This is a genomic window from Stenotrophomonas rhizophila, from assembly GCF_020857975.1.
Classification (GTDB): Bacteria; Pseudomonadota; Gammaproteobacteria; order Xanthomonadales; family Xanthomonadaceae; genus Stenotrophomonas; species Stenotrophomonas rhizophila_C.
The window spans coordinates 36,622-58,618 of record NZ_JACWUO010000013.1 but is presented as its reverse complement, the minus strand read 5'-3'; the positions used below and the strand labels follow the sequence as shown (position 1 = coordinate 58,618).

The 21,997-nt window shown below is 63.1% G+C and carries 20 protein-coding genes and 1 pseudogene; 16 read left to right on the top strand and 5 right to left on the bottom strand.

Annotated elements, in window-relative coordinates; genetic code table 11:
- Window positions 1-6 precede the first annotated feature (6 nt).
- From virB11 to IC535_RS13200, 15 genes and pseudogenes are all read left to right on the top strand, one after another.
- Entirely contained in the window at window positions 7-1,050 is a 1,044-nt protein-coding gene (gene virB11, locus IC535_RS13265) for a P-type DNA transfer ATPase VirB11 (RefSeq protein WP_228886474.1), read from the top strand.
- Window positions 1,051-1,164: 114 nt separating this feature from the next.
- Entirely contained in the window at window positions 1,165-2,109 is a 945-nt protein-coding gene (locus tag IC535_RS13260) for a lytic transglycosylase domain-containing protein (RefSeq protein ID WP_228886475.1), read from the top strand.
- A 73-nt stretch (window positions 2,110-2,182) separates the two neighbouring features.
- On the top strand, window positions 2,183-2,581 hold the full coding sequence (locus IC535_RS13255; RefSeq protein ID WP_228886476.1) for a TrbC/VirB2 family protein: 399 nt from the start codon (window positions 2,183-2,185) through the stop codon (window positions 2,579-2,581).
- Window positions 2,574-2,882 (top strand): type IV secretion system protein VirB3, encoded by a 309-nt coding sequence (locus tag IC535_RS13250; RefSeq protein ID WP_228886477.1) that lies wholly within the window; start codon window positions 2,574-2,576, stop codon window positions 2,880-2,882. The genes IC535_RS13255 and IC535_RS13250 overlap by 8 nt, the downstream gene beginning before the upstream one ends.
- 89 nt (window positions 2,883-2,971) lie before the next feature.
- Complete coding sequence (locus IC535_RS13245) at window positions 2,972-5,416, top strand: VirB4 family type IV secretion/conjugal transfer ATPase (protein WP_228886478.1); 2,445 nt, start codon at window positions 2,972-2,974, stop codon at window positions 5,414-5,416.
- A gap of 48 nt (window positions 5,417-5,464) precedes the next feature.
- Complete coding sequence (locus tag IC535_RS13240) at window positions 5,465-6,241, top strand: hypothetical protein (protein WP_228886479.1); 777 nt, start codon at window positions 5,465-5,467, stop codon at window positions 6,239-6,241.
- Window positions 6,242-6,324: 83 nt separating this feature from the next.
- Entirely contained in the window at window positions 6,325-7,476 is a 1,152-nt protein-coding gene (locus tag IC535_RS13235; RefSeq protein WP_228886480.1) for a type IV secretion system protein, read from the top strand.
- A gap of 52 nt (window positions 7,477-7,528) precedes the next feature.
- Entirely contained in the window at window positions 7,529-8,053 is a 525-nt protein-coding gene (locus tag IC535_RS13230) for a DUF4189 domain-containing protein (protein WP_228886482.1), read from the top strand.
- A gap of 23 nt (window positions 8,054-8,076) precedes the next feature.
- Window positions 8,077-8,874: pseudogene (locus tag IC535_RS13225) on the top strand (type IV secretion system protein); the annotation flags it as partial.
- A gap of 241 nt (window positions 8,875-9,115) precedes the next feature.
- Window positions 9,116-9,430, top strand: coding sequence for a DUF4189 domain-containing protein (locus IC535_RS13220; protein WP_228886483.1), 315 nt, complete (start codon window positions 9,116-9,118; stop codon window positions 9,428-9,430).
- Window positions 9,431-9,799: 369 nt separating this feature from the next.
- Window positions 9,800-10,354 carry a DUF4189 domain-containing protein gene (locus IC535_RS13215; RefSeq protein ID WP_324250480.1) on the top strand — a complete coding sequence of 185 codons (555 nt, stop codon included), beginning with the start codon at window positions 9,800-9,802 and terminating at the stop codon, window positions 10,352-10,354.
- Window positions 10,355-10,456: 102 nt separating this feature from the next.
- The gene (locus tag IC535_RS13210; RefSeq protein WP_228886484.1) at window positions 10,457-10,954 is read left to right on the top strand and encodes a DUF4189 domain-containing protein; all 498 of its coding nucleotides are present in this window, start codon (window positions 10,457-10,459) and stop codon (window positions 10,952-10,954) included.
- A 224-nt stretch (window positions 10,955-11,178) separates the two neighbouring features.
- Window positions 11,179-11,718, top strand: a complete 540-nt coding sequence (locus IC535_RS18895; protein ID WP_429000425.1) for a DUF4189 domain-containing protein — start codon at window positions 11,179-11,181, stop codon at window positions 11,716-11,718.
- 180 nt (window positions 11,719-11,898) lie between these two features.
- On the top strand, window positions 11,899-12,303 hold the full coding sequence (locus IC535_RS13205; protein ID WP_228886485.1) for a hypothetical protein: 405 nt from the start codon (window positions 11,899-11,901) through the stop codon (window positions 12,301-12,303).
- A gap of 3 nt (window positions 12,304-12,306) precedes the next feature.
- Window positions 12,307-13,494: an XVIPCD domain-containing protein gene (locus tag IC535_RS13200; protein WP_228886486.1), complete on the top strand. Its 1,188-nt coding sequence runs from the start codon at window positions 12,307-12,309 to the stop codon at window positions 13,492-13,494.
- 139 nt (window positions 13,495-13,633) lie between these two features.
- Here the strand turns inward: IC535_RS13200 and IC535_RS13195 are convergent, their stop codons facing one another.
- From IC535_RS13195 to IC535_RS13185, 3 genes are all read right to left on the bottom strand, one after another.
- Window positions 13,634-14,953 (bottom strand): XVIPCD domain-containing protein, encoded by a 1,320-nt coding sequence (locus tag IC535_RS13195; RefSeq protein WP_228886487.1) that lies wholly within the window; start codon window positions 14,951-14,953, stop codon window positions 13,634-13,636.
- Window positions 14,950-15,570, bottom strand: a complete 621-nt coding sequence (locus IC535_RS13190) for a hypothetical protein (protein ID WP_228886488.1) — start codon at window positions 15,568-15,570, stop codon at window positions 14,950-14,952. The genes IC535_RS13195 and IC535_RS13190 overlap by 4 nt, the downstream gene beginning before the upstream one ends.
- Window positions 15,571-15,719: 149 nt before the next feature.
- On the bottom strand, window positions 15,720-16,016 hold the full coding sequence (locus tag IC535_RS13185; RefSeq protein WP_228886489.1) for a hypothetical protein: 297 nt from the start codon (window positions 16,014-16,016) through the stop codon (window positions 15,720-15,722).
- A gap of 433 nt (window positions 16,017-16,449) precedes the next feature.
- Here IC535_RS13185 and IC535_RS13180 point away from each other — a divergent pair, with 433 nt between their 5' ends.
- A complete protein-coding gene (locus IC535_RS13180; RefSeq protein ID WP_228886490.1) occupies window positions 16,450-18,171 on the top strand; it encodes a hypothetical protein in 1,722 nt (573 codons plus the stop codon).
- 160 nt (window positions 18,172-18,331) lie between these two features.
- Here IC535_RS13180 and IC535_RS13175 read toward each other — a convergent pair whose 3' ends face one another.
- Both IC535_RS13175 and IC535_RS13170 read right to left on the bottom strand, forming a co-directional pair.
- Window positions 18,332-18,571: a DUF1653 domain-containing protein gene (locus IC535_RS13175; protein WP_228886492.1), complete on the bottom strand. Its 240-nt coding sequence runs from the start codon at window positions 18,569-18,571 to the stop codon at window positions 18,332-18,334.
- Between the two features lie 247 nt (window positions 18,572-18,818).
- Complete coding sequence (locus IC535_RS13170; RefSeq protein ID WP_228886493.1) at window positions 18,819-21,869, bottom strand: TonB-dependent receptor; 3,051 nt, start codon at window positions 21,867-21,869, stop codon at window positions 18,819-18,821.
- Window positions 21,870-21,997 lie beyond the last annotated feature (128 nt).

Here is a 21,997-nt window from a genome sequence, read left to right as displayed (position 1 = left end):
TCAATCATGGACGCCGAAGTGGCCCCTGTCGCCGATGTTTCCAGTGAATTCCTGAGATACCAGTACGAGGTCTTGGGGATCCACCAGTACATGACTTCGCCCGATGTGACGGAAATCTGCATCAACCGTCCGGGCGAGGTGTACCTGGAAACCAATGCGGGATGGCAGCGTGTGGAAGTCCCCACGCTGACCTTCGAGCGCGCGCGCCAGTTCTGTACCGCGGTGGTCAACGAGAGCAATACCGGCCAGCGCATCACCGATGCCGATCCGGTGGTGTCGCTGACCTTCCCGACCGGCCAGCGTGCCCAGTTCGTGATCCCGCCGGCGTGCGACGCCGGCAAGGTGTCGATCACCATCCGCCTGCCGTCCAAGCACACCAAGACGCTGGAGCAGTACCAGGACGACGGGTTCTTCAACCAGATCCTGGAGCAGGGCGCCGGCCTGAGCGAGCAGGACAGCGAACTGGTTCAGCTGCGCCAGTCGCGCAACTACGCCGAGTTCTTCCGGCGCGCGGTGATGTACCGCAAGAACATCGTGGTTTCCGGCGCCACCGGCAGCGGCAAGACCACCTTCATGAAATCGCTGGTCAACCACATCCCGGCCAGCGAGCGGCTGGTGACGATCGAGGACGCGCGCGAGCTGTTCATCAGCCAGCCCAACGTCGTCCACCTGCTGTACTCCAAGGGCGGGCAGAGCGCCAGCAACGTCACCGCCAAGAGCTGCATGGAAGCGTGCCTGCGCATGAAGCCCGAACGCATCATCCTGGCCGAGCTGCGCGGCGACGAGGCGTTCTACTTCATCCGCAACTGCGCCTCCGGCCACCCCGGGTCGATCACCAGCTGCCACGCGGGCAGCCCGGAACAGACCTGGGACCAGCTGGCGCTGATGGTCAAGGCCTCCAGCGAAGGCTCCGGCCTGGAATTTGCGGTAATCAAACGTTTGTTGATGATGACCATCGACATCGTGGTGCATATCAAGGCGCATGCCGGCAGCCGCTACATCACCGGCATCGATTTCAGTCCCGAACGCGCGCTGGCGCAGGCAGGGTGAGATGGCGAACATGATTTACAGAAAACTGAACCGGGATTTCACGCGGGCCGAAGCCTGCTGCCTCTACGTTGCCTGTGTGAGTGATCACATGTCGTCCGCAGGGAGGTGGGGCTGATGTTGCCGGGACTGGAAGCACTGGCGTGTCCTGAAATGGCCGTGTCCATGGATGTGATGCAGCACGTGATCAATGTGGAATCCTCGCGCAACCCCTACGCCATCGGCGTGGTGGGTGGCGCCCTGGTGCGCCAGCCCAAGGCGCTGGACGAGGCTCTGGCCACGGTACGCATGCTGGAAGAGAAGGGCTACAACTTCTCGATCGGACTGGCCCAGGTGAACCGCTACAACCTGGCCAAGTACGGCCTGGATTCCTACGAGAAGGCGTTCCAGCAGTGCCCGAACCTGCAGGCCGGCTCCAGGATCCTGGCCGAGTGCTATGGGCGTTCGGGCAGGGACTGGGGCAAATCCTTCAGCTGCTACTACTCGGGCAATTTCACCACCGGTTTCCGCCACGGCTACGTGCAGAAGGTGTTCGCCTCGATCGCGCGCCAGCGCGGCAACCAGGTCGCCGCCAATGGCGCGGTGGCCCCGATCGATGTGGTCAGCCGCAGCCAGCGCCGCGTGGTGGATGTGGCGCACCATCCGCAGCTCAGCGGTGTCACCCCGCAGAGCGTCATGAGCGCGCGCATCGCACCGGAGACGGTGAGCGCGGCGCGCGCCTACGCGCAGGCGGCGGTGGACCCGGCGCGCACCTATGAGGTGTACCCATCCACCGGCGCGATGGTGCGCGGTGGCCTGGTGCGCACTGCCGATGCCGCGTTGTCGCGGGTGGTGATGGGCGCGCTGGACAGTGCGCTGCCACCGCGGCAGGCCCCGGCTGCAGCGCCGATGCCGGTGCCTGAAGTGCCCCTGCAGTTGCCGCAGGCCGCCCCCGGCCCGGTGGTGGTGCGCCCGTGGAACGAACGAAATTCACCCCAGGCAATGCCTGCGCAGGCTGCTACGGCCCCGCAGGCGCCGCCGGTACAGAACATTCCCGCAGGGGATGCAGCCTTCGTGTTTTGACGAAGTCGTGGCCCGGTCAACCACCCGGTGTGGCCGATTCAGTTGTGTTAGACCATCAACAAGGAAATCACCCATGAAGAAGCGTACCAATCTCGACCTGGCCCAGGCCCAGCGCACCCTGAAGACCCTGCTGATGGCGGTTGCCTTCGTCGCCGTGGCCTTCGTGCCGGACGTATTCGCCCAGACCAACTTCGGTGGTACCGACAAGAAGGTCTGCGGCTTCTTTGAGAACATCAACGGCCTGCTGAACTTCGCCTCGATCGCGGTGGTCACCATCGCGGTGATCTTCGCCGGCTACCAGATCGCCTTCGCGCACAAGCGCATCGCCGACGTGGCGCCGATCCTGATCGGTGGCCTGCTGATCGGCGCGGCCGGCCAGATCGCCAACATGCTGCTGGGCGACTCGGCCAAGACCTGCTCCGGCAGCGCGACCACCGCGCTGTACAACGCGGTCCAGTACTACAGTGCATAAGAACGTCCTGTTCCGCGGTTGCACGCGGCCGGCGATGTTTCTGGGCGTGCCCTACGTCCCGTTCTTCCTGGTCGCAGGCGGCTTGTTGCTGCTCAGCATGTACTTCGACATGCGGCTGCTGATCACCATTCCGATCGCCATCTTCATCATGCGGCACATGGCCAAGCGCGATGAGATGGTGTTCCGGCTGATCGGGCTGCGCCTGCAGTTCAAGTTCAAGGCGCGCAACGTGCAGGAACACGATGGAATGTGGGTTTTCACGCCCAATCACTACCGCGACAAACAGCCGCCGTCGGTCTGAGGCATCTGGCAGCAAGCCGGGCAGGCGGCCAGCCGCCTGCCCGGTGCAAGGAACGCACCATCCCCGCAGCATCTCCATTGGAAGCAGGCATGTTCAGTCCCGATACTTCAATCAGCGAATTCATTCCCCTGTCGAGCCATGTGGCGCCGACGGTCGTCAAGACCACGGGTGGAGATTTTCTGCTGACCTGGCACCTGGAAGGCCTGCCCTTCGTAGGGCGCGAGGATTGGGAGCTGGAGCACAAGCACAACACCTTCAACCGGTTGCTGCAGACGCTGCGCGCCCCGGATTTCGTCAATGTGGCGTTCTGGGTGCATGACATCCGCCGCCGCCGTACGCTGAAGGGCCGTACCTCGTTCAAGCAGAAGTTCAACCAGGACGTGTGTGACCAGTACATGGGCATGCTTTCGTCCCAGCGCATCATGCAGAACGAGCTGTACCTGACCATGCTGTACCGGCCGGTGGTGTCGGGCAAGCGGATGATGGACAAATCATCCAACGTAACCAAGCTGCAGGCCGAGCAGGACCAGGCCGTGGCCAAGCTGCTGGAAATGGCCGGCAACGTCGAAGCGGTGATCCGCGACTACGCGCCTTACCGCATGGGCATGTACGAGGCCAAGAACGGCCAGGTGTTCTCCGAGACGCTGGAGTTCTTCGGTTACCTGCTCAACCGCATCGACGAGCCGGTGCCGGTGCTGTCGGCCCCGGTCAAGGATTACCTGCCGATCAGCCGGCACATGTTCTCGGCCAAGACCGGCGATTTCGTGATCAGCACGCCCAACGGCGTCAATCACTTCGGCGCCATCCTCAATATCAAGGAGTATGCCGAGGGTACTTACCCTGGTGTGCTCAACGGGCTGAAGTACCTCGATTTCGAGTACGTCATCACCCATTCGTTCAGCCCGATGGGGCGCCAGGACGCGCTCAAGGTGCTGGACCGCACCAAGGGCATGATGATCTCCTCCGGCGACAAGGCGGTCAGCCAGATCATCGAGCTGGACCAGGCGATGGACCAGCTGTCGTCGGGCAACTTCGTGCTGGGCGAATACCACTTCATCATGGCCGTGTTCGCCGACAGCCAGGAAAAGCTCTCGCAGAACATTGCCTCGACCCGCGCCGAGCTGTCCAACGCCGGCTTCGTGTCGACCAAGGAAGACCTGGCGGTCACCGCGTCGTTCTACTCGCAGTTCCCGGCCAACTGGCGCTTCCGCACCCGCCTGGCCAATGTCAGTTCGCTGAACTTCCTGGGCCTGTCGCCGCTGCATAACTTCGCCACCGGCAAGCAGCACAACAACCCGTGGGGCGACTGCGTGACCACCCTGCAGACCACCAACGGGCAGCCGTACTACTTCAACTTCCACGCCACCCACCCGTCGGAAAATTCGCTGGGTGAGAAGGCGATCGCCAACACCATGGTGATCGGCAAGTCCGGTACCGGTAAAACCGCGTTGATCAACTTCCTGCTCAGCCAGGTGCAGAAGTACGACCCGTCGCCGACCATCTTCTTCTTCGACAAGGACCGCGGCGCGGAAATCTTCGTGCGCGCCTGCGGGGGCAACTACCTGGCGCTGGACAACGGCCAGGCCACCGGCTTCAACCCGTTCCAGTGCGAGAACAACGAATCCAACGTGCAGTTCCTGGCCGACCTGATCAAGGTGCTGGCCGGCAAGCGCGAGTACAGCGCCCGCGAGGAAGAGGACATCTTCCGCGGCGTGGAGAACATGCTCGACACCCCGATGCACCTGCGCAGCATGACCAACTTCCAGAAGAGCCTGCCCAACATGGGCGACGACGGCCTGTATGCGCGCATGCGGCGCTGGACGGCAGGTAATTCGCTGGGCTGGGTGTTCGACAACCCGGTCGACACCATCGACCTGAGCCGGGCCAACATCATCGGCTTCGACTACACCGACATCATCGACAACCCCGAAGTACGGGTGCCGGTGATCAACTACCTGCTGCACAAGCTCGAATCGCTGATCGACGGCCGCCCGCTGATCTACGTGATGGACGAATTCTGGAAGATCCTGGACGGCGAGGGTGGCCTGAAGGAATTCGCCAAGAACAAGCAGAAGACCATCCGTAAGCAGAACGGCCTGGGTATCTTCGCCACCCAGAGCCCGGAGGATGCGCTGAAAAGCGACATCGCCGCGGCGCTGATCGAACAGACCGCCACCCTGATCCTGCTGCCCAACCCGAACGCCAGCCGCTCGGACTACATCGACGGCCTGAAGCTGACCGAGGCCGAGTTCAAGGTGGTCACCGCGCTGGACGAGCGGTCGCGCTGCTTCCTGGTCAAGCAGGGCCATGCCGCCAGCGTGTGCCAGCTCAACCTGCGCGGCATGGACGACATCCTGTCGGTGATTTCCGCCTCCACCGACAATATCGAAGTGATGCACCGGGTGCTGCAGGATGCCGCGCAGCGCGAGAAGGTGCTGCAGGCGGACCTGACGCCCGAGCAGTGGTTGGGTGAGTTCTACAAGAAGCGCAAGGGATCGCGGCAGGCCGCGCCGCGCACGGATGCAGTGACCTGAGTTGCAGTTCGACCCGGGTTCAAAGACGAATAGACAATGGAGACGACTATGAATAATGCCAAGAAGACCCGAAAGAACGGCCGCAGCCCGCGCCGCACGCGTCTTGCTGCCTTTGTGATGGGGGCGGTGATGACGGTTACTGCTACATCGGCCAATGCCGGCATGCCGGTCATCGATTACACCGCCATCATCCAGGCGATCAGAAGCAACTTCCAGGACATTGCCGAGTTCGCCAAGGACAATACCCGCTGGATCAAGCTGCTGCGCGAATACACCAATGCGCTGGTGACGGTGCAGGGCATCGTCAACAATTTCGGCCTCTCCCCGGCCGCGACACTGACCCTGGTTCCCAACGACTACATGGTCACCGAATCCTGCGGGCCGGCCACCGACACCAGTCTGAGCGGCATGTTCGCCTACTTCGTGTTCGATGCGCACGGCGATGTCAAGGCGCAACAGCGGCAGATCTGCGTCAACATCCGCATGATGCAGAACCGCAAGTACAACGACTCGGTGATGTTCATCAAGGAGACGGTGCCGTTGATGGACCAGTCCTTGAAGGCCATCCAGGCCCTGCGCCAGAGCAGCCAGCTGCTCGGCAACATGACCGCCGTCAACAGCGATGCCGTACGAACCGCCAATGACCTGGCAGTCCAGGCCCAGGCCTGGCAGGGCCGCATGCAGTCCTATGACGCCTACATCGAAGTGATGGAGGCCAATCAGAAGGTGGTGGCGCAGGCGGCCCTGAAGGGAGATCCGACCAAGCAGTTGATCAGCGACATGGTGAAGACCGCCGCGCTGAAGACGGCGCTCAGCGTCGATTGACCGTAGATCGTTAATACGTAGACAGGCGCTGCAAAGCAATGCGGCGTTTCATGCAGTAACGGAATTACCAAGGGATTGTGGAAATGACGATCAGGTGGCTGGCCAACTTTGATTTCTCAGGCGGATTGCAGGATCTGCTGGGCTACGCGGTGCGTGTCCAGTCGATCGGCGATTTCGTCTTCTTCAAGCTGATCATGGATTACCTGCGCGACAGGATCAGTGACTACGGCATCGACCTGATGGGGCGCATGATGGCCTGGGTCGGTGGCATAGCCCTGGTGCTGATGACACTCTGGGTATTGATCCAGGGTTACCGGATCGTCACTGGTCGCAGCAGGGATTCCATGATGGTGTTGGTAACCAACATGGCGCGTGCGGCCCTGATCGTGAGCGTTGCCACCAGCATGGCGATGTTCGGCACCAGTCTGCAGAAGTTCCTCAATGATGACGTCAAGGGTTTGATTACCCATGTGGTGACGGGCAAGGACGAAAAGCCGGAAGATCAGATCGACAAGAGCTTGGCCTGGATGCAGGTGGCGCTGTCGAGCATTGATGGCATCAAGATCATGAACGACCCAGGGCTGCAGGCCGACAAGACCCGGGCACTGTGGTTCATCGGCATGGGTACGGGCGGCCCGGCCGTCACCGCCGGTGCGATGCTGCTGCTCTACGAGGTCGCGCTGGCGTTGTTCATCGGCCTGGGGCCCTTGTTCATTCTGTGTCTGCTGTTTGAGCAGACCAAGCAGCTGTTCCAGCGATGGCTGTTCTACGGCATCGGCACGATGTTCTCGATGGCGGTACTGGCAGCAATGGTATCGATCGCGCTGGATATGGTCATCCGTGTCTCAGCCGCGTTCTGGTCCACTGCCTTGGTCAACAAGTTCCTGCTCGACGGCGCTTCCAGCGACGGCATGACCAGCCAGGCGATGCAGCAGGGCGGCATGGGCCTGATCCTCACGACCCTGATCCTGACCGCTCCCCCAATGGCGGCGATGTTCTTCCAGGGAACCTTGGGTGGTTTCGCGCCATACTCCCAGATCGGTGGATCAGCAGCGGGCCAGCCAGGTCCGCAGGGCCAGCCGCCGGGTTCGTATACGCCGCCTCAAACCAAGAACTCGGAAGCAGCATCTGGTGAGTTTACCCCGCAGTCTCATGCCGGTCGGACGGTGTCACAAGTATCTCAGGGCTCAGGTGAGAGTAGGGATTCAATGCGAAAGCTGGGTAACGCAGATTAACGATGCGGATGGTGAAAAAGCGGTTCGGCTTCGTTTCACAGGAGGTCTGGTAGTGAAGAAATTGCTGCTCTTGAGTGCGCTAATGCTTGTATCGACGGCGGCCTTCGCTGAAGGCCGGTGCCCGCCCGGTTCCTATCCTATTGGTGACAGCCGCGCACCAGGTTGCGCACCGATACCAACCGGTGGTGGAAGCGATGCCGCACAGGGCCCAGTTGCAACCGGAAAATGGGAAACACGCTGGGGTGCGATTTCGGAAGATGCCGAGAGTCTCGCCACTGGCGCTTCGGTATCAATGAAGTCCAAGCGCCAGGCTGTCGCTGCCGCTACGGCTGAATGCAAGAAACTTGGTGGAAAGAGTTGCAAGCTTCGTTTGGCTTACTACAACCAGTGTGCGGCTATCGCGGATGCGACAGCGGAGAGCTTGGCGAAAGGGCCGGGCCGTTCCACGATTGCTCGTGCTGAGACTGTCGATCAAGCTAAGTCAATCGCTATGAAAGAATGCGCTTCTGCGTTAGGTGGTCAGACGTGTGAGGTAGTGTATTCGGCCTGCAGCATGTCCGAATTCAAGGCATTCTGATTGTAGAGTGGCGTGCGTGTGGGGACGTCAAAGGCCTGATCACACTTGTGTCGACCGGCAAAGACCAGCGGCCGGAAGATCAGATCGACAAGAGCCTGGCCTGGATGCAGGTGGCGCTGTCGAGCATTGATGGCATCAAGATCATGAACGACCCAGGGCTGCAGGCCGACAAGACCCGGGCACTGTGGTTCATCGGCATGGGCACGGGCGGCCCGGCCGTCACCGCCGGTGCGATGCTGCTGCTCTACGAGGTCGCGCTGGCGTTGTTCATCGGCCTGGGACCCTTGTTCATTCTGTGTCTGCTGTTCGAGCAGACCAAGCAGCTGTTCCAGCGATGGCTGTTCTACGGCATCGGCACGATGTTCTCGATGGCCGTACTTGCAGCGATGGTATCGATCGCGCTGGACATGGTGATCCGTGTCTCGGCCGCGTTCTGGTCCACCGCCCTGGTCAACAAGTTCCTGCTCGACGGCGCCTCCAGCGACGGCATGACCAGCCAGGCGATGCAGCAGGGCGGCATGGGCCTGATCCTCACGACCCTGATCCTGACCGCTCCCCCAATGGCGGCGATGTTCTTCCAGGGAACCTTGGGTGGTTTCGCGCCATACTCCCAGATCGGTGGATCCCCGGCGGGCCAGCCGGGCCCGCAGGGTCAGCCGCCGGGTTCGTATACGCCGCCCGCTCCGGAAAAGGGCGGCGGCACAAGTAGCACGGCCGATCAATCAAACAGTAGTGGTGCCGGTCGTATAACCATTCCACAGGGCAACTCGGAGCCTCCAGTGCAAACCGGCTTGAGAGCCTCGCAACGGACTGAGCGATGACGGTTCTGACCCAATGAAGGTGGCAAGTATGGCTAACAGGGTTCTTTTGTTGACGTTGATTCTTGCCTTCGGGATGTTGGCAGGCGGAAATGTGGCTCTGGCAGAGGGTCGATGCCCACCTGGTCAATATCCAATCGGCGATAGCCGTGCCCCTGGTTGCGCGCCCATTCCTGCTGGTGGGAACGCGGGCCAGAGTAGCGGTCCAGTTGCGACAGGGAAGTGGCTGCTAACTTGGGGGGCCGTGTCCACTTCTGGCTCGACTGGTGACGCGGGGGCTTCTGTCGGAAAATTGTCTAAGTCGGAAGCATTGAACGAGGCGAAAGCTCGTTGCGAGAAATATGGTGCGAAAGATTGTTCGAAAGGATTTGCCTATAAAAATCAATGTGTCGCCCTCGCATTTCCGCAGAAGGGCCTGAATGGGCGAATTTCAATTAGCTCTGCTAAGGACAAAGATACTGCTACAGACAATGTGCTTGAGACGTGCAAGAAAAATGGCGGCGGAAATTGCACTGTTTCTTATGCCGATTGCACTGAGCCTGTGTTTAAGGCGTTCTGATCGATAAGTATTACTTACTGGTGTCTTCAGGTGCCTATGTCTCATAAATTTGGTACCCGTCAGTGGTTCAATCGTCTGCACAATGTGCGGCAGCCCTTGGGATTCTGATTCTGAGGGGCCAACAGTGATGGTAGTCTCAAGTGGGGCGCCGCAATCCCAGACCAGATCGGTGGATCGGCAGCTGGCCAGCCAGACCCGCAGGGCCAGCCGCCGGGTTCGTATACGCCGCCGTCGCCCGCGAGGGGCGAGGCACATGGCAGAGATGCGCACGCTGGGAGTATGGTCCGGAGTTCGATGCCTCAGAATTCTACAGATGGGTAGCGAGCGCCAAGCACGATGGGTGCCGCCGGGTCAAGTGACTGATGTTGAGTGAAAGAGCTGTCGAAGGGGGGCAGGGCTGTGCGCAAAGAATCATTTGGGAAGATCATTTTCAAGTTGAGTATTTGTTTGGCACTTGGCGTTGCTGCTCAATCGGCTTTGGCGGAGGGACGATACCCGCCTGGCCAGTACCCGATAGGTGACAGTCGGGCACCGGGATGTGCGCCAACTCCGGCGGGGTCCAGCGGGGACGCTGGGCCCAGGGCGACGGGTCGCTGGATCAAGACATGGGGCGCCATCGCAATGTCCAACTCTGGGGCATCAGGTGTTTCGGTCGGGAAGGTAAAGAAGAGGGAGGCTGAAAAAGCAGCAATGGTCGAGTGCGAAGCGACCGGCGCACGTGATTGCGACATCGCTTTTACGTACAAGCACCAGTGTGCGGCGGCCGCGACCGCGAGTTCGGGCACTCAAGGTACGAACTTTGGGAGCGGAGAGACTGTTGATGTTGCCAAAAAGGTCGCTACTGAACTCTGTCAGTCTCGAGGGGGACAGAGTTGTGGTGTCGTGTATTCGGCATGCACAGAACCAAAGTTCGAGGCTTTCTAGATATTTTTTTTGCAGCCGCACCGCGACAATAGGTGCGTTGAAGGGGGATTCCCGGCCTCTTGATCGGATGCGATCTGCCTTCCAGCTTGAGAAGATGATTTCATGAGAGCTGCTTTGATTTTGTTGTTGTGCCTAGTGCCATTCTTGATTTTTGCCGAGGGCAGGTGTCCTCCTGGCCAGTACCCAATAGGGGGCAGTCGCGCCCCAGGCTGTGCGCCAATTCCCGCTGGCGGCAGCGGTGTTGCTGAAGGTCCACGTGCCACTGGCCGGTGGATAAAGACATGGGGCGCAATTGCGACCTCATCTACCGGTGCGTCAGGAACAGCTACCGGCGAGGTCAAGAAGTCAGATGCTGCAAAGAACGCAGTTTCTGGGTGTGCTGGCTCGGGCGCGCGCGACTGTCGGGTGTCGTTTACCTACAAGAATCAGTGCGCCGCGGCGGCAGTGCCGAGCTCTGGAGCCCCTGGTACGAGCTTTGGTAGCGCGGCTACGGAAGAGCTTTCGAAAGGCGTAGCCACGAAGCTCTGCGAATCCCGCGGTGGCCATGGCTGTGAGGTGGTATATTCAGCCTGCACAGAGCCGAAATTTGAAGCGTTTTAATGCGTCGATAATTGGTCGCGTGATCCTGGATCGAAACTGACAGCGTGCGGTGGCCAAGGTGCCGATCATTTGCGAAATGGCGTTTTTGCCTCTCGTTCCCCGGGAGATGAAAGTGGATCATCCTAAGGTCGCTTGTTCTTTCGTGATTCGCTCTGCGAACCAGCGGCACCGAGGTAGGGTGATGAGCTTGCCATTCGCTTTGAAGTGACGAATAGTCGATAGCCATGTGCCAAAAATTACTGTCCAGGTTGCTCGTTCTTTCAGTGCTCTTCTTTGTTGCTGAATCGGCAATGGCAGAAGGGCGATGCCCGCCTGGCCAATACCCGATAGGTGACCATCGGGCACCAGGGTGTGCTCCAATTCCCAGTGGAGTCGCTTCCGACAGTCAGCAGGGACCGGTTGCAACGGGGAAGTGGGAGACCAGATGGGGGGCTATTGCCGAGGATTCCAGCACGCTTACCACTGGTGCTGCGTTTTCCATGAAGTCGAAGCGGCGGGCGGTAAGTGCCGCGATGGAAGAGTGCAGTCGCCTGGGCGGTAAGCAATGCAAACTTAGGCTCGCCTATCACAATCAATGTGTGGCGATTGCGGATCCATCGACGGAGTCGCTTGCTCGTTCACCCGGGCAGTCAATGGCGGTGACTGCCGAGACCGAGGGCAAGGCTGAGGGTATGGCGCTCACGCAGTGCCAAGCCTACGGAGCAGGGCAGGTCTGCAATCTAGTGTACTCGGCTTGCAGCATGTCGGAGTTCAAGGCCTTCTGATCGAAGACTCTATTGAGTAGCAGCAGGGATTTGGGCGTTGCCGCTAGCACGGCGATGCTCAGTAGCATGAAGGGTGATCGCCTTCACTATCGCGACCGTGATCAACGGCCATAATCGTGCCAGCGCTACCCTGCCATACGGCAGATGGACCGGCGTTCCCGCTGCCAGGATGCGACGGCCATGACGATCCGATCGAACCACGTGCTGCTTGCCGGCATCTTGACTCTCCTATCGATTACGGGATGCTCCGCCATGGATGACCACGACAACACCGATACGCGTGTGTTTGACCGGCAACAGACCAGGCAGGAGGCCAGTGCGCTGCTGGCAAGCTGGTTTCCAGCGGGCACGCCGATGAGCGAGGCCGTCGGCACAATGGAGAAGAACGGCTTCACCTGCTCGCCGGTGCAAGTCACGGCTGGAGCGCTCAAGGGAATGTCCTGTGATCTGTCGATTCCCGAACCTACCGAGCCCCAGGTTGCGCGGCTTGCGCTATCCGGCTGGACGGTGATGCTGGTGGAAGACGAGGCCCAGACAGTGACGAAAATACTTGTAGGTCGTTTCCCCGCGGATCTGGGCGAGTAAGCAATGAGCGACCCGCAGGCACGAATTTTGATCGGCTCCAGTCCAGTGGCCGCAGGAAATCGGCATACGTATCTGCTGTTCGAACGTTCTGATGGTAGCCAGACCGTCGTCCGCGGTGGACCGACGCGGAACCCGCAAGGTGACCCGCTTTTGGCGCTAGCCGATAGCACGCTGCTTGGTGCCGATCGCTTCGGTGACATCAGGGTTAGATCTTCGCCGTATCAAGCCTTGTATCCCGCGTATCAACGCGTGACCGATAGCGGCGTGGAGAGTATCCCTGCGGCTGGGGCCGATCCTTTCGATGCCACGTTGAAAAGAGACCCACATGGGAACCCCATCGTCCGGCAGGAACGTGGCATCGACTGGCCCTTGCCGGGTGAGCATCACGAGCGGCGGGTCCTGTGGACCGGTAGTGACGCCGAATTGCAGGTCAAACTGCATGCTGCCCGCGAAGCTGGCAAGCAGATCACCGACGCAGGCCTTGAGTACTCCCCGCTCTCCAACAACTGCAACAACGTCTCCACCACGTTGCTCACGGCCATCGGTGTCAAGCCGCAGTTGCCTACCCAGGACGATGGCACCCCCGTTTCCGCTCCTGCCTTTGGCGAATCGCTTCATCAGAGCATCGGACCGGGCGGCTGGCGCAGCGGTTACCAGTTTGATGGCCGCGGCTGGAAGGGCGAGGACGGGCGGGCGATACCGCCGCCGGTGAAGGGCGAGGCGACCGAACCACTGGACCGGCAGGCACCTGCGCCGTCGCGTCCGGGTTCCAGCAGCGCGCAGTCGGATACGCCTGCGCGCGAGCGCGATGGCCTGCTGCATCCGTCCCATCCCGGCCATGGCCTGTATCTGCAGGCCTATGCCGGGGTGGCGCGCCTGGATGAGCAGTTCGGGCGCACGCCGGACGGGCAATCGCAACGGCTTGCCGCCGCTCTTGCCGCACAGGGCAGGGCCGATGGGCTGGAGACGATCCAGCAGGTACTGCTCAACGACACCGGTACGCGCGCCTTCGCCGTGGACAACGCCGATGCATCCGCTCCATGGGCGCGGCGCTCCGCTGTTGAGGTCGTGGACGCGCTGCAACAGCCGCTGGAGGAGAGTGCCGCGCGGATGGGGCAGGCCAACGCACGTGCTGCCGAACAGCGGGACGTGGATGTGGTGCAGGCCCAGGCAGGGCCGCGCGTGGCCTAACGGCAAAGCGCGGCACCCCGGCCAGCGGCGGTGTGGTGTCGTCGATTCCGGCGGCTTGCAGATTGCAACGGGCGTGGCCCAAACCACAACAGCCATCCCGTCCCGGCGATGGCTGTTGTGGTCATGCCGTGGCGCGGCCTCACCCCATCATGGTGCGGCTGTTGCTCTGGACCTGTTCCTGGTTGCGTTCCTGTTCCTGGCGCTGGCTGACGGCCTGTTCTTCCACCTTGCGGCTGCTCTGCTCCAGGGGCGTGTTCATGGCCAGCATGGTGTCCACGGTGACGCGCAGGTGGGCCGGGTCGTTCTGGTTGCCCTGCACGGCGAAGGTGTTGGCCGCGTCGTTGCTCATCACCACCGAGTCGATGCGCTTGCCGCCGGCGGCGTGCATCTGTGCGGCCAGGGTGCCGGCGAGCTGGTCGCTGAGCTGGTCGGAAGGGCGGCCCACGCGGCTGTCCTGGGCGTAGACGCCGCGCTGTGCGTCGTTGAACAGCGGATTGCCCGGGTGCCGGCTGTCGTCCATGTTCAGGCTGGTATGGCTGTTCTGGCGCTTTTCGGCTTCGCGCCGGGCCGGTTCGCCGGCCGGCAACGGGCCGCGCAGGTTGTCGATCAGGTCGACCGCGCCACCGACCGGGCCGCGCGAGATGACGGTGGTCGCCCCACGGCGTTCGCCGATGTCATCGCGGTACTCGTCGATCATGCGCGCGTTGGTGCTGGCCCGGGTCTTGGCCTGCTCCGAGCCCAGTACCGAGCCGCTGTCGAGGAAGTTGGCCATCTTGTGCGAGCCCAGCGAGGCTGCCGCGGCGATCAACGGGCGGTCGGGAATCAAGGCGTTGTACTTGCTGTTGCTGAAGCCGGAGGCTTCCAGGGTCTTGATCTCCTGGGCGCTGGCGTAGATGCGGACCTGGCCGTAATGCGGCGAGGCGGCGCTGACCGGATCGGCGGCCATGACGTGGTTGATCATGCTGTCGCCGCCCTTGGGGATACGGTAGCTCAGGCTGGCCGCACCGAAGGCATTGAAGGTTTCGCCCTTGAGATCGAAGTGATGGGCGCTGATCTGGGCCAGGGTGCCGCCCAGCGAATGGCCGGTCACCGTAACGGCGGGCGCGTGGCCGGTATTGGCGCCCTGTTTCTGCGCATATTCCATCGCGCGCTCGGTCAGGGCGATCGCATCCTTGGCCTGCAGGTTGGTGCGTGCGGTGACCATGGCGCCGTCGGTGACCACGCCATCGAGGAAGATCTGCTCGGTGCCCCGGTGGGACACCACGATTTCCTTGGTGTCCACGCGCTGGTAGACCGTGCCTTGATAACCGTTGCGGCTGTTGTCGACGTGCTCCAGCACCTTGTACTGGTGGCCGTTGAGAGTAACCGCCTCCTCCTGGCCGGGCGCGCGACGCCCTACGGCGCGATCCTTGTACGCATCTTCGGAGAGGGCTGCGTAGTCCTGGCTGGGGATGCTCATTGTTTGGCCTCTTTGGCGGTCAACGAGATCGAGAACAGCGCGTCGCGCAGTTCCGGCACGTAGTCGGTGGGATCCTCATTGCCGCTGTCCGGGTAGTCCTCGATGGAGGTCATGCCATGCGGTCCCTGTACCGGTGCGGCGCGCGGATAGTCCCTGCGCGGGTAGTGGCGGGTAAGCGTTTTACCGGCCGTCAGCTGGTCTGCATCGATGAAGGTGAGGAAACGGGTTTCCTCATGCGCACCGGTGGCCTTGAGCAGGGCGCCGGTGCCGCCGAATTTCCAACGGCACACCCCGCGCCCGTAGTAGTCCTCGTCGAGCATCTGGTCGAGGTAAACGGTGCCGTGGTACTCGTCGTCGGCCACGCGCTTGAGGGTGAGCGGTTCCTGGCTGGTGATGCGCCCGGCCGTGCCGGTAATCGGATTGATGCGGCCGCATTCGGCTTCGTTGGCGACGTCGTACTGGGCGACCGCTTCGATGCGTTCGAACGGGCCCGGGGCGTTGTGCAGCTTGAGGATCACTTCATAGGCTTGGCGTGGCTGCGGGTTGAGCTTGGCGAGGCCGCGCCCGCCGCTTTCGACATCGGCTTCTGCGGCGGCAGTGGAAAGTTCTTGGCTCATGGTGTTCTCCGTACGACTGCAGGCGGTGATCAGAAGGGTGGCAAGGCAGATCTTCAGGACGCGGTGCAATGCCGGTCTCCCGTTGACGGTGGGGAAAGGCGGGTTGGGTGAGGTGCCATTGGCGTAACCCTGTGCCGGTGCGGAACGGGTCATGGCGCGTGCTCCTGGGCAATCAGGACAGGGCGCGAGGCGGAGCCGCGCAGGCTGGATGGACAGCAGCTCACGATGGCTGCGCCGGCGTCGGTGCCGTCACGGGAGACGCCGGTACCGGCCAGCAGCGCTGTGTCGTCATGGGGGCGTACGGTGCGCATGGCTTCGCGCCGTTGTTGCGCCGGGTGCGTGGATGCGACCCGGTGATGGGCCATCGGCAGTGCACGTCTTGCCACCGCATCCGTGCAGGTGGTCGTGCCAGGTGTGCTGCCGGTCGGCAGGAAGCAGGGGGCCATCGGGTCTCCGTTCCATGGTGACGAAGCCCGAGTATAGGGGCGGATCGGGGGCGCATTTGTTCAAAATGCGCGAAATGCGACGAAAATTTGACGTTCCGGGCTGCGGTGGTGGTTATTGCCCCGCACTGCAGCAAATCTTTCCGTCGTTCCCGGGCGCCACGCTGTGCTTGCAACTTGTGATCGTCATCAAATATTTTTATGGTGTGTAATGACGCCGAATTCACCTGTGGTGTAGGGTGGCGGCGTCAGGAAGCCGGCAATGAGTCCGGTGGTGCGGTATCTGTGGCTGCATGCACTCACAGGGTTTCCCGGTATGCCGGGCGTTGTGGCCATATGCGTCAATACGCTGTTATTGGAATCGTTGGCCGGGTCGCTGGCCGCGCGTTGTGGTATCCGTCGGTGCGGTTACTCCATTCAAAAGTTCAAGGACGACATGATGCGAAATGCTTCGGTAGTTTCCCGGCGCTGCGGCGCCCGCCCGCGCCTTGCTTCGCCTGCCGCGCTGTTGCTGCTGCTGCCGATGGCGCTTGCCGCGTCCGGTGCACAGGCGCAGGCCGCGCCCGAAACGACACAGCAGGTTGCGTCGATGGATGGGCAGGTGCAGCCGGCCGTTGCGCCGGTTGCCGAACAGGATGTGCCGCCGCCTGCCGACGCGCCGCCTGCAGTGGCGGCGGCCGATGCCGCGGTGCCCGGGCCGGCCGCCGACGTGGTCGCACCGGATGCCGCCGTAACGACGGTGGTTGAGCCGGCGGTTGTTGCTGCGCCGGCCGTCGAGGCGCCGCCGGCGAGCGCGCCGGTGCAGCCCGCACCGATGGCGGCCGCACCGGCGGCTGAGCTGCAAGTGGCCGAGCCGGCGCCGGTGGCCGAGGTTGCTGCCGCCGAGACGCCGCCAACTCAAGCCCCTGCCGAAACCGCTGCCCCTATCGCTGCTGCGGATGTATCGCCGCCGGCACCGGTGGCCGCCGGGCAGCCTGCCGCCGCCGAGCCCACGGTGGCGGCCGCGCCGGTCGATGCTGCGCCGATGGTCGCCGCGCCGGTGGACGCGCCGGTGGCGGCTGAACCGCCCGCCGTGGCGCCGCCGGCTACCGCGGTGGCCGAGGTGGTCGCGCCGGCCGTCGTAACGGCGCCGGCAGCCGCGGCCGCGCCGCAGATCGCGGCTACAGCCGAGGTGCCGGCCGTTGCGCCCGTCGCCGCGCCCGCACCGGCAGCCCCTGCTGCGGCCGCGCCGCAGGTGGCAGGTGCAGCGGAAGCGCCGGCCGTTGCAGCGGACGCCGCCGCGCTTCCGGCGCGCCCGCCGGCACCCAGGGCCCCGGCGTTCGTCAATGACAACAACGCGATCGAGCGCCAGTTGGGCGCGCGTTGCCCGAACGATCTGGCTGCGCGCATGGCCAACCAGGGCGAGCTGCTGATCGGCGCCTGCCAGGGCACCATGCCGGCGCATCTGGCGGCGTTGCTGGTGGCCATTCCCGAGCAGCAGATCCACCTGCCGCGCGCCTGGCGCGAGCGCCAGGTGGCGCAGCGGGCCTGGTTCAAGGCAGTGCCGGGACAGGGCCAGCGCCCGGACTTCCTGGCGGTGCAGGGCGGTATCTGGGTGCGCTCGTTCGAGGGCGCCGATGCGGCGACCACGGTCTACCTGGTCTCGGCGCCGTTCGACTGCGCCGATGGCCGCATGCAGGAGATCGGTGCGGCCGAACCGCAGCGGCTGCCGGCCGGCAGCTGCCGCCAGGCCTTCGTGCAGGAGCGGGTCTTCCGGGTCAGTGCCGGTGCGGCGCCGGTGGACATCACCGCCGAGGCGATGCCGGCGCGGCCGACGCTGAGCGAGGCCGAGAAGAAGCGTTATGAAGCGCGCGGCGGGCACGTGGTGCTGGACCACAGCAAGCTGCAGTTCGGGCCGGCGATGCGCTGGCACGTGCACTTCGATGGCGCCGGCGAAATCAGCGAAGCACGGGGCTACGGCGATTGGGGCCGGGTGCACCTGGGCTTCGTGGCCTGGGATGGCCAGCGTTTCGTCCAGCGCGACACCCTGCCGCGCAGCCAGTGGCCGTGCGACCCGGTGGCGCCGGGCGACCGCCAGTGCGGTGGTTTTGCCGATGCCGGCCGCGATCCGTTCGTGGTCGCCGATGCGCGGGTGCAGAGCCAGGGCGCAACGCCCTGAGGCAAGGTGGGGCGCCTGCGCCGGGATGGGCGGGCGCCAGCACAACGGCGCAACGTTGGGCCAGCATCGCCTGACGCTGCTCCAGCTGTCAGCAGGTGAGTGATGCGCCGGCATCCATGTCCGGTCGGGGGTGCGGACGTGGATGCCGGCCCTGCGGTGGTCAGGCGCCGGCTGGTACCTGTGCGAAGCGCGGGCGCCGCTGGCCGTCCACCTCGACCTGCGCGCAGAACATCGCATACGGGCGTACCCACAGCCCTGCGTCGTGGTCCAGCGGGCGGTACAGCACCAGCGGTTCCAGCGTTTCGCTGTGGCGGACCACGCCGATCACCTCGTAGTTGCCGCCCTTGAAATGGCGGTAGTGGCCGGACTGCAGCGTGGGCAAGGGGGCAAGGTCGGACATGGTGGGCTGCGGGTGGGGACGATGCGCAAAGTATCGCACCGCCGCGCAGGCCTGCCGCTGTTCGATCCCGATGCGCCGGCCTGGGCGGCGCCGCTGGCCGGGCAACCGGATCGATGTGGATGACGCTGCACGGGCCCACGCGTGGCAACCGTAGCGGGGCAGCGGCCATCAGCGTTGCCGGGCGGATGCGGGTGACGCGTCGCGCCGTGGCGGCCTCCGGAGAGTAAAGACCGCCACGGCGGACACGTCAGAACCGTTTGCTGATGCTCAGGCCGATGATGCGCGGGTCGAGGGTGAATACATTGCTGCCGGCACCGGTGTCGTCGCTGTTGACGAAGGCGTCGGTGATGGGGGCGTCATCGAGCAGGTTCTTGACGTACAGCTGGATCGCCACCTGGCTGGAGAGGTTCTCCAGGGTGAAGGACAGGTTGATGTTGTTCCAGGCGCGCAGCTTGTCGACCTCGGTGTTGTAGACCCGCGCGTAGCTCTTGCCTTGGCGGTAGTAGTCGCCACGCAGGGTCAGGTCCCAGTTGGCGCGTAGCGGCACGGTGTACTGCGCGCCAAGATTGAAGGTGATGCGTGGGGCGTTGGGGAGTTCGTTGCCGCCCAGGTCGGCCATGAAGCCGCGGCCGCCGTTGGGGGCGTCGATATTGGGGTCGTAGGTAAAACCAAGCATGTCCGAATAGCGATGGCCGGGAAGCAGCCAGCCGCTGAACAGGCCGTTCTTGCTGTTGCACAGCTGGTTCAATACGTTATGGGTGATTTTTCCGTTTTCGATGGCGGCCAGCAACTTCTCCACTACCTCGACCGGCGCGATGCAGTTTGACGATTGCTGCAACCATGGGCGCACCACCAGCCAATCCTCGTTGCCCTGCGTGCGGTCCAGCACGTCGATGGACTGTTCTCCGTTGGCGATACGCGTCTTGAGATAGCCGAGGTTGGCGTTCAGGCGCAGTCGCTCGGTGGCCTGCCAGGCTGCCTCCAGATCCAGTCCGTACAGGGTGGCATCGAAGTTTTCGTTGAGGGTGGCGCGGTCGACGATCTGCGAAACCTGATAGTCCTTGTAGTCGTAATAGAACGCAGATGCGGCAAGCTGCACGCGTCCACCGGCCAGCGTGTTTTTCGTGCCCAGTTCGAAGGCGTTGACGAACTCTGGCCGGAAACGCGGATCGGCATCATTGAAGGTCAGGTAGTCGCGGTCGCCGTCAATCAGGGGCGAATTGGTGCCACCAGCCTTGTAGCCGCGGGCATACGAGGCGTAGAGCAGGGTGTGGTCGGTAAAACCGACATCAGGTGTCCAGTCCAGCACGACACGACCGGTAGTCTCCCCCCACTTCTGCACGATGTCCTCGCCGGCGGGGTAGCCGCTGTTGACGAAGCCGCCGGCGCGGGCGTCCGGGGCCAGCAGCAGCTGGGTAGGATACGGCGTGGTGGTCTTGCGGTCCCAGGTATGGCGCAGGCCGGTGGTCAGTTTCAGGGTATCAGCCAACTGCCAATAGCCTTCTCCGAAGATGCCCAATGAACGCGTGCTGGCGACATTGCGGCTGCGGAAATAATTATGGCCATTGCCATCGAGCGAATCGATGGAGTTGGGGTCGATATAGACGCAGCTGAGTTGTTGGCCGTTGGGAAGCGGCTTGACGTAGCCCGGCTTGCAGTCCAATGGCGGCTTGCCGATGCCTGAGCCTTGGTTATAGAAGAGTTCGGCCAGCATCGAATAGAGGTTGTTGAAAACGTAATAGGATTCGTCGATCTGGAAATCCAGGTAGTTGACGCCCACGTTGAAATTGAAGCGGCCATCGAACTGCGAGCGCAGCCGGAATTCCTGCGACCATTGGCGGCTGCGGGCGTCGACCAGATCCGCCGACAACATGCCCTTGGAGGGCCCCAGTTGCGGATCGGTGTAAACGCCGCCGGGGGTGATCGGGTACACCGGGTTGCCTTGTCGATCGACCACGCCATCGCTGTCGTTGAAGATCGGGTCGGAGGGATAGCGGTTGTAATCCTGGGTGGACCAGTAGCTGTCCCGGGAATATCCGGTTTGTGAGGTAAAGGTCAGGTGCTGGTTGAGGTCGGCGTCCAGGTTGAGTTGGACCACGTCATTGCCGGCCTTGAAGCGGGGATCATAGTCGGTGGCGATCTCCCTGAGATTCCTGGACTGTTGTCTGTCGCCATAGGGGTCGAGCGCGCCCATTCCAGGACCCCCTACTGCCCAGACCAGGGTGCGGCCGCCAGGGCGGTAGCCGATGGGGGTGCCGATGGCAGCCACGCCCAGCATCTGGGGTAGGCTGCCGCCATTAGGCGTGCCGAACGCGTCATCGCCATACAGGGATCCGGGAAGGCAGCCCTGGCTGAGGAAGTCGCGCGTCCACACGTCCTTGATCTCGTGGCCGCCTACCGAAGCGGGGCCACGGTCGCGCGTGCACAGCTGCTTTCCGGTGCGCGAACGGTCATCGTCTTCCTGGAAGTGCTCCCAGACCAGGCTGGCGGTCACCCTCTCGTTGGGCGTCCACAGCGCCGAGGTGCGAGTGGACCATAGGTCGCGGCCATTGACCCGGCGCTCGGTCTGGGTGTTGTAGTCGAAACCGTCGCGCTGGGTGAAGGCGCCGGCCACGCGCACGGCGAAGCTATCGCCCAGCGGCAGGTTGAGCATGGCCTGGCCGCGACGGCTGTCGAAGTTGCCGTTCTCGGCCTTGACGTAGGCCTCGAAGCCGTCGGTGCTGGGCAGGTTGGGGATCATGTTGACCACACCGCCGATCGCATTGCGGCCATACAGGGTGCCCTGCGGGCCACGCAGCACTTCTACCCGCTGCACGTCGAAGTACTCCTGTTCAAACAGCCGGTTGCGCACCAGCGGCATGCCGTTGAAGCTGATCGCTACCGCCGGGTCGCTGGCCACCGACAGAGCCTTGGTGCCGATGCCGCGGATCGAGAAGTTGTAACTGGCGAAGTTGCTCTTGGAGAAGTTGACGTTGGGGGTGGCGCGCAGCAACTCGCCACCGCTGTCGATCTTGAAGTCGTCCAGGGCCTGTGCGCTGAAAACCGAGATCGCGATCGGCACGTCCTGGATACGCTCCGTTCGCTTCCGGGCGGTGACGTTGACCGAATCCAGGGTGGTGGTGCGACGACTTGGCGGTGCGGATGCAACGGCGGGATCGGACGACGATTCTGTGGCGGCGGCGTCGAAATGGCGATCATCCTGCGGGGTGTCCTTGGCATGGGCGGCCAGCGCCGGGACAAGGGCCAAGGCGAGCAGGCCATGGCGGGCCGCAACGCGGCGACGGGTAGTCAACGGCATCGGCATCTCCTGGGTGGTCGAATGCGGTGGCGGGTGATCGACCGAGCGTGGGGCAGGGCGGCAGGTCAGCGGCGTCGTCGTTGCCGACGACGCCGCCGGGTAGATGCAGGAACGTGTGTGTCGCGGTT

What these genes read in the sequence shown, in the direction of transcription:
- IC535_RS13180 (WP_228886490.1), top strand. Translation starts at nt 16,450, where the DNA reads ATGATGCGAAATGCTTCGGTAGTTTCCCGGCGCTGCGGCGCCCGCCCG.
- IC535_RS13190 (WP_228886488.1), bottom strand. Translation starts at nt 15,570, where the DNA reads ATGAGCCAAGAACTTTCCACTGCCGCCGCAGAAGCCGATGTCGAAAGC.
- IC535_RS13235 (WP_228886480.1), top strand. Translation starts at nt 6,325, where the DNA reads ATGACGATCAGGTGGCTGGCCAACTTTGATTTCTCAGGCGGATTGCAG.
- IC535_RS13240 (WP_228886479.1), top strand. Translation starts at nt 5,465, where the DNA reads ATGAATAATGCCAAGAAGACCCGAAAGAACGGCCGCAGCCCGCGCCGC.
- IC535_RS13185 (WP_228886489.1), bottom strand. Translation starts at nt 16,016, where the DNA reads ATGGCCCCCTGCTTCCTGCCGACCGGCAGCACACCTGGCACGACCACC.
- IC535_RS13175 (WP_228886492.1), bottom strand. Translation starts at nt 18,571, where the DNA reads ATGTCCGACCTTGCCCCCTTGCCCACGCTGCAGTCCGGCCACTACCGC.
- IC535_RS13195 (WP_228886487.1), bottom strand. Translation starts at nt 14,953, where the DNA reads ATGAGCATCCCCAGCCAGGACTACGCAGCCCTCTCCGAAGATGCGTAC.
- IC535_RS13260 (WP_228886475.1), top strand. Translation starts at nt 1,165, where the DNA reads ATGTTGCCGGGACTGGAAGCACTGGCGTGTCCTGAAATGGCCGTGTCC.
- IC535_RS13245 (WP_228886478.1), top strand. Translation starts at nt 2,972, where the DNA reads ATGTTCAGTCCCGATACTTCAATCAGCGAATTCATTCCCCTGTCGAGC.
- IC535_RS13200 (WP_228886486.1), top strand. Translation starts at nt 12,307, where the DNA reads ATGAGCGACCCGCAGGCACGAATTTTGATCGGCTCCAGTCCAGTGGCC.
- IC535_RS13205 (WP_228886485.1), top strand. Translation starts at nt 11,899, where the DNA reads ATGACGATCCGATCGAACCACGTGCTGCTTGCCGGCATCTTGACTCTC.
- IC535_RS13210 (WP_228886484.1), top strand. Translation starts at nt 10,457, where the DNA reads ATGAGAGCTGCTTTGATTTTGTTGTTGTGCCTAGTGCCATTCTTGATT.
- IC535_RS13255 (WP_228886476.1), top strand. Translation starts at nt 2,183, where the DNA reads ATGAAGAAGCGTACCAATCTCGACCTGGCCCAGGCCCAGCGCACCCTG.
- IC535_RS18895 (WP_429000425.1), top strand. Translation starts at nt 11,179, where the DNA reads ATGTGCCAAAAATTACTGTCCAGGTTGCTCGTTCTTTCAGTGCTCTTC.
- IC535_RS13170 (WP_228886493.1), bottom strand. Translation starts at nt 21,869, where the DNA reads ATGCCGTTGACTACCCGTCGCCGCGTTGCGGCCCGCCATGGCCTGCTC.
- virB11 (WP_228886474.1), top strand. Translation starts at nt 7, where the DNA reads ATGGACGCCGAAGTGGCCCCTGTCGCCGATGTTTCCAGTGAATTCCTG.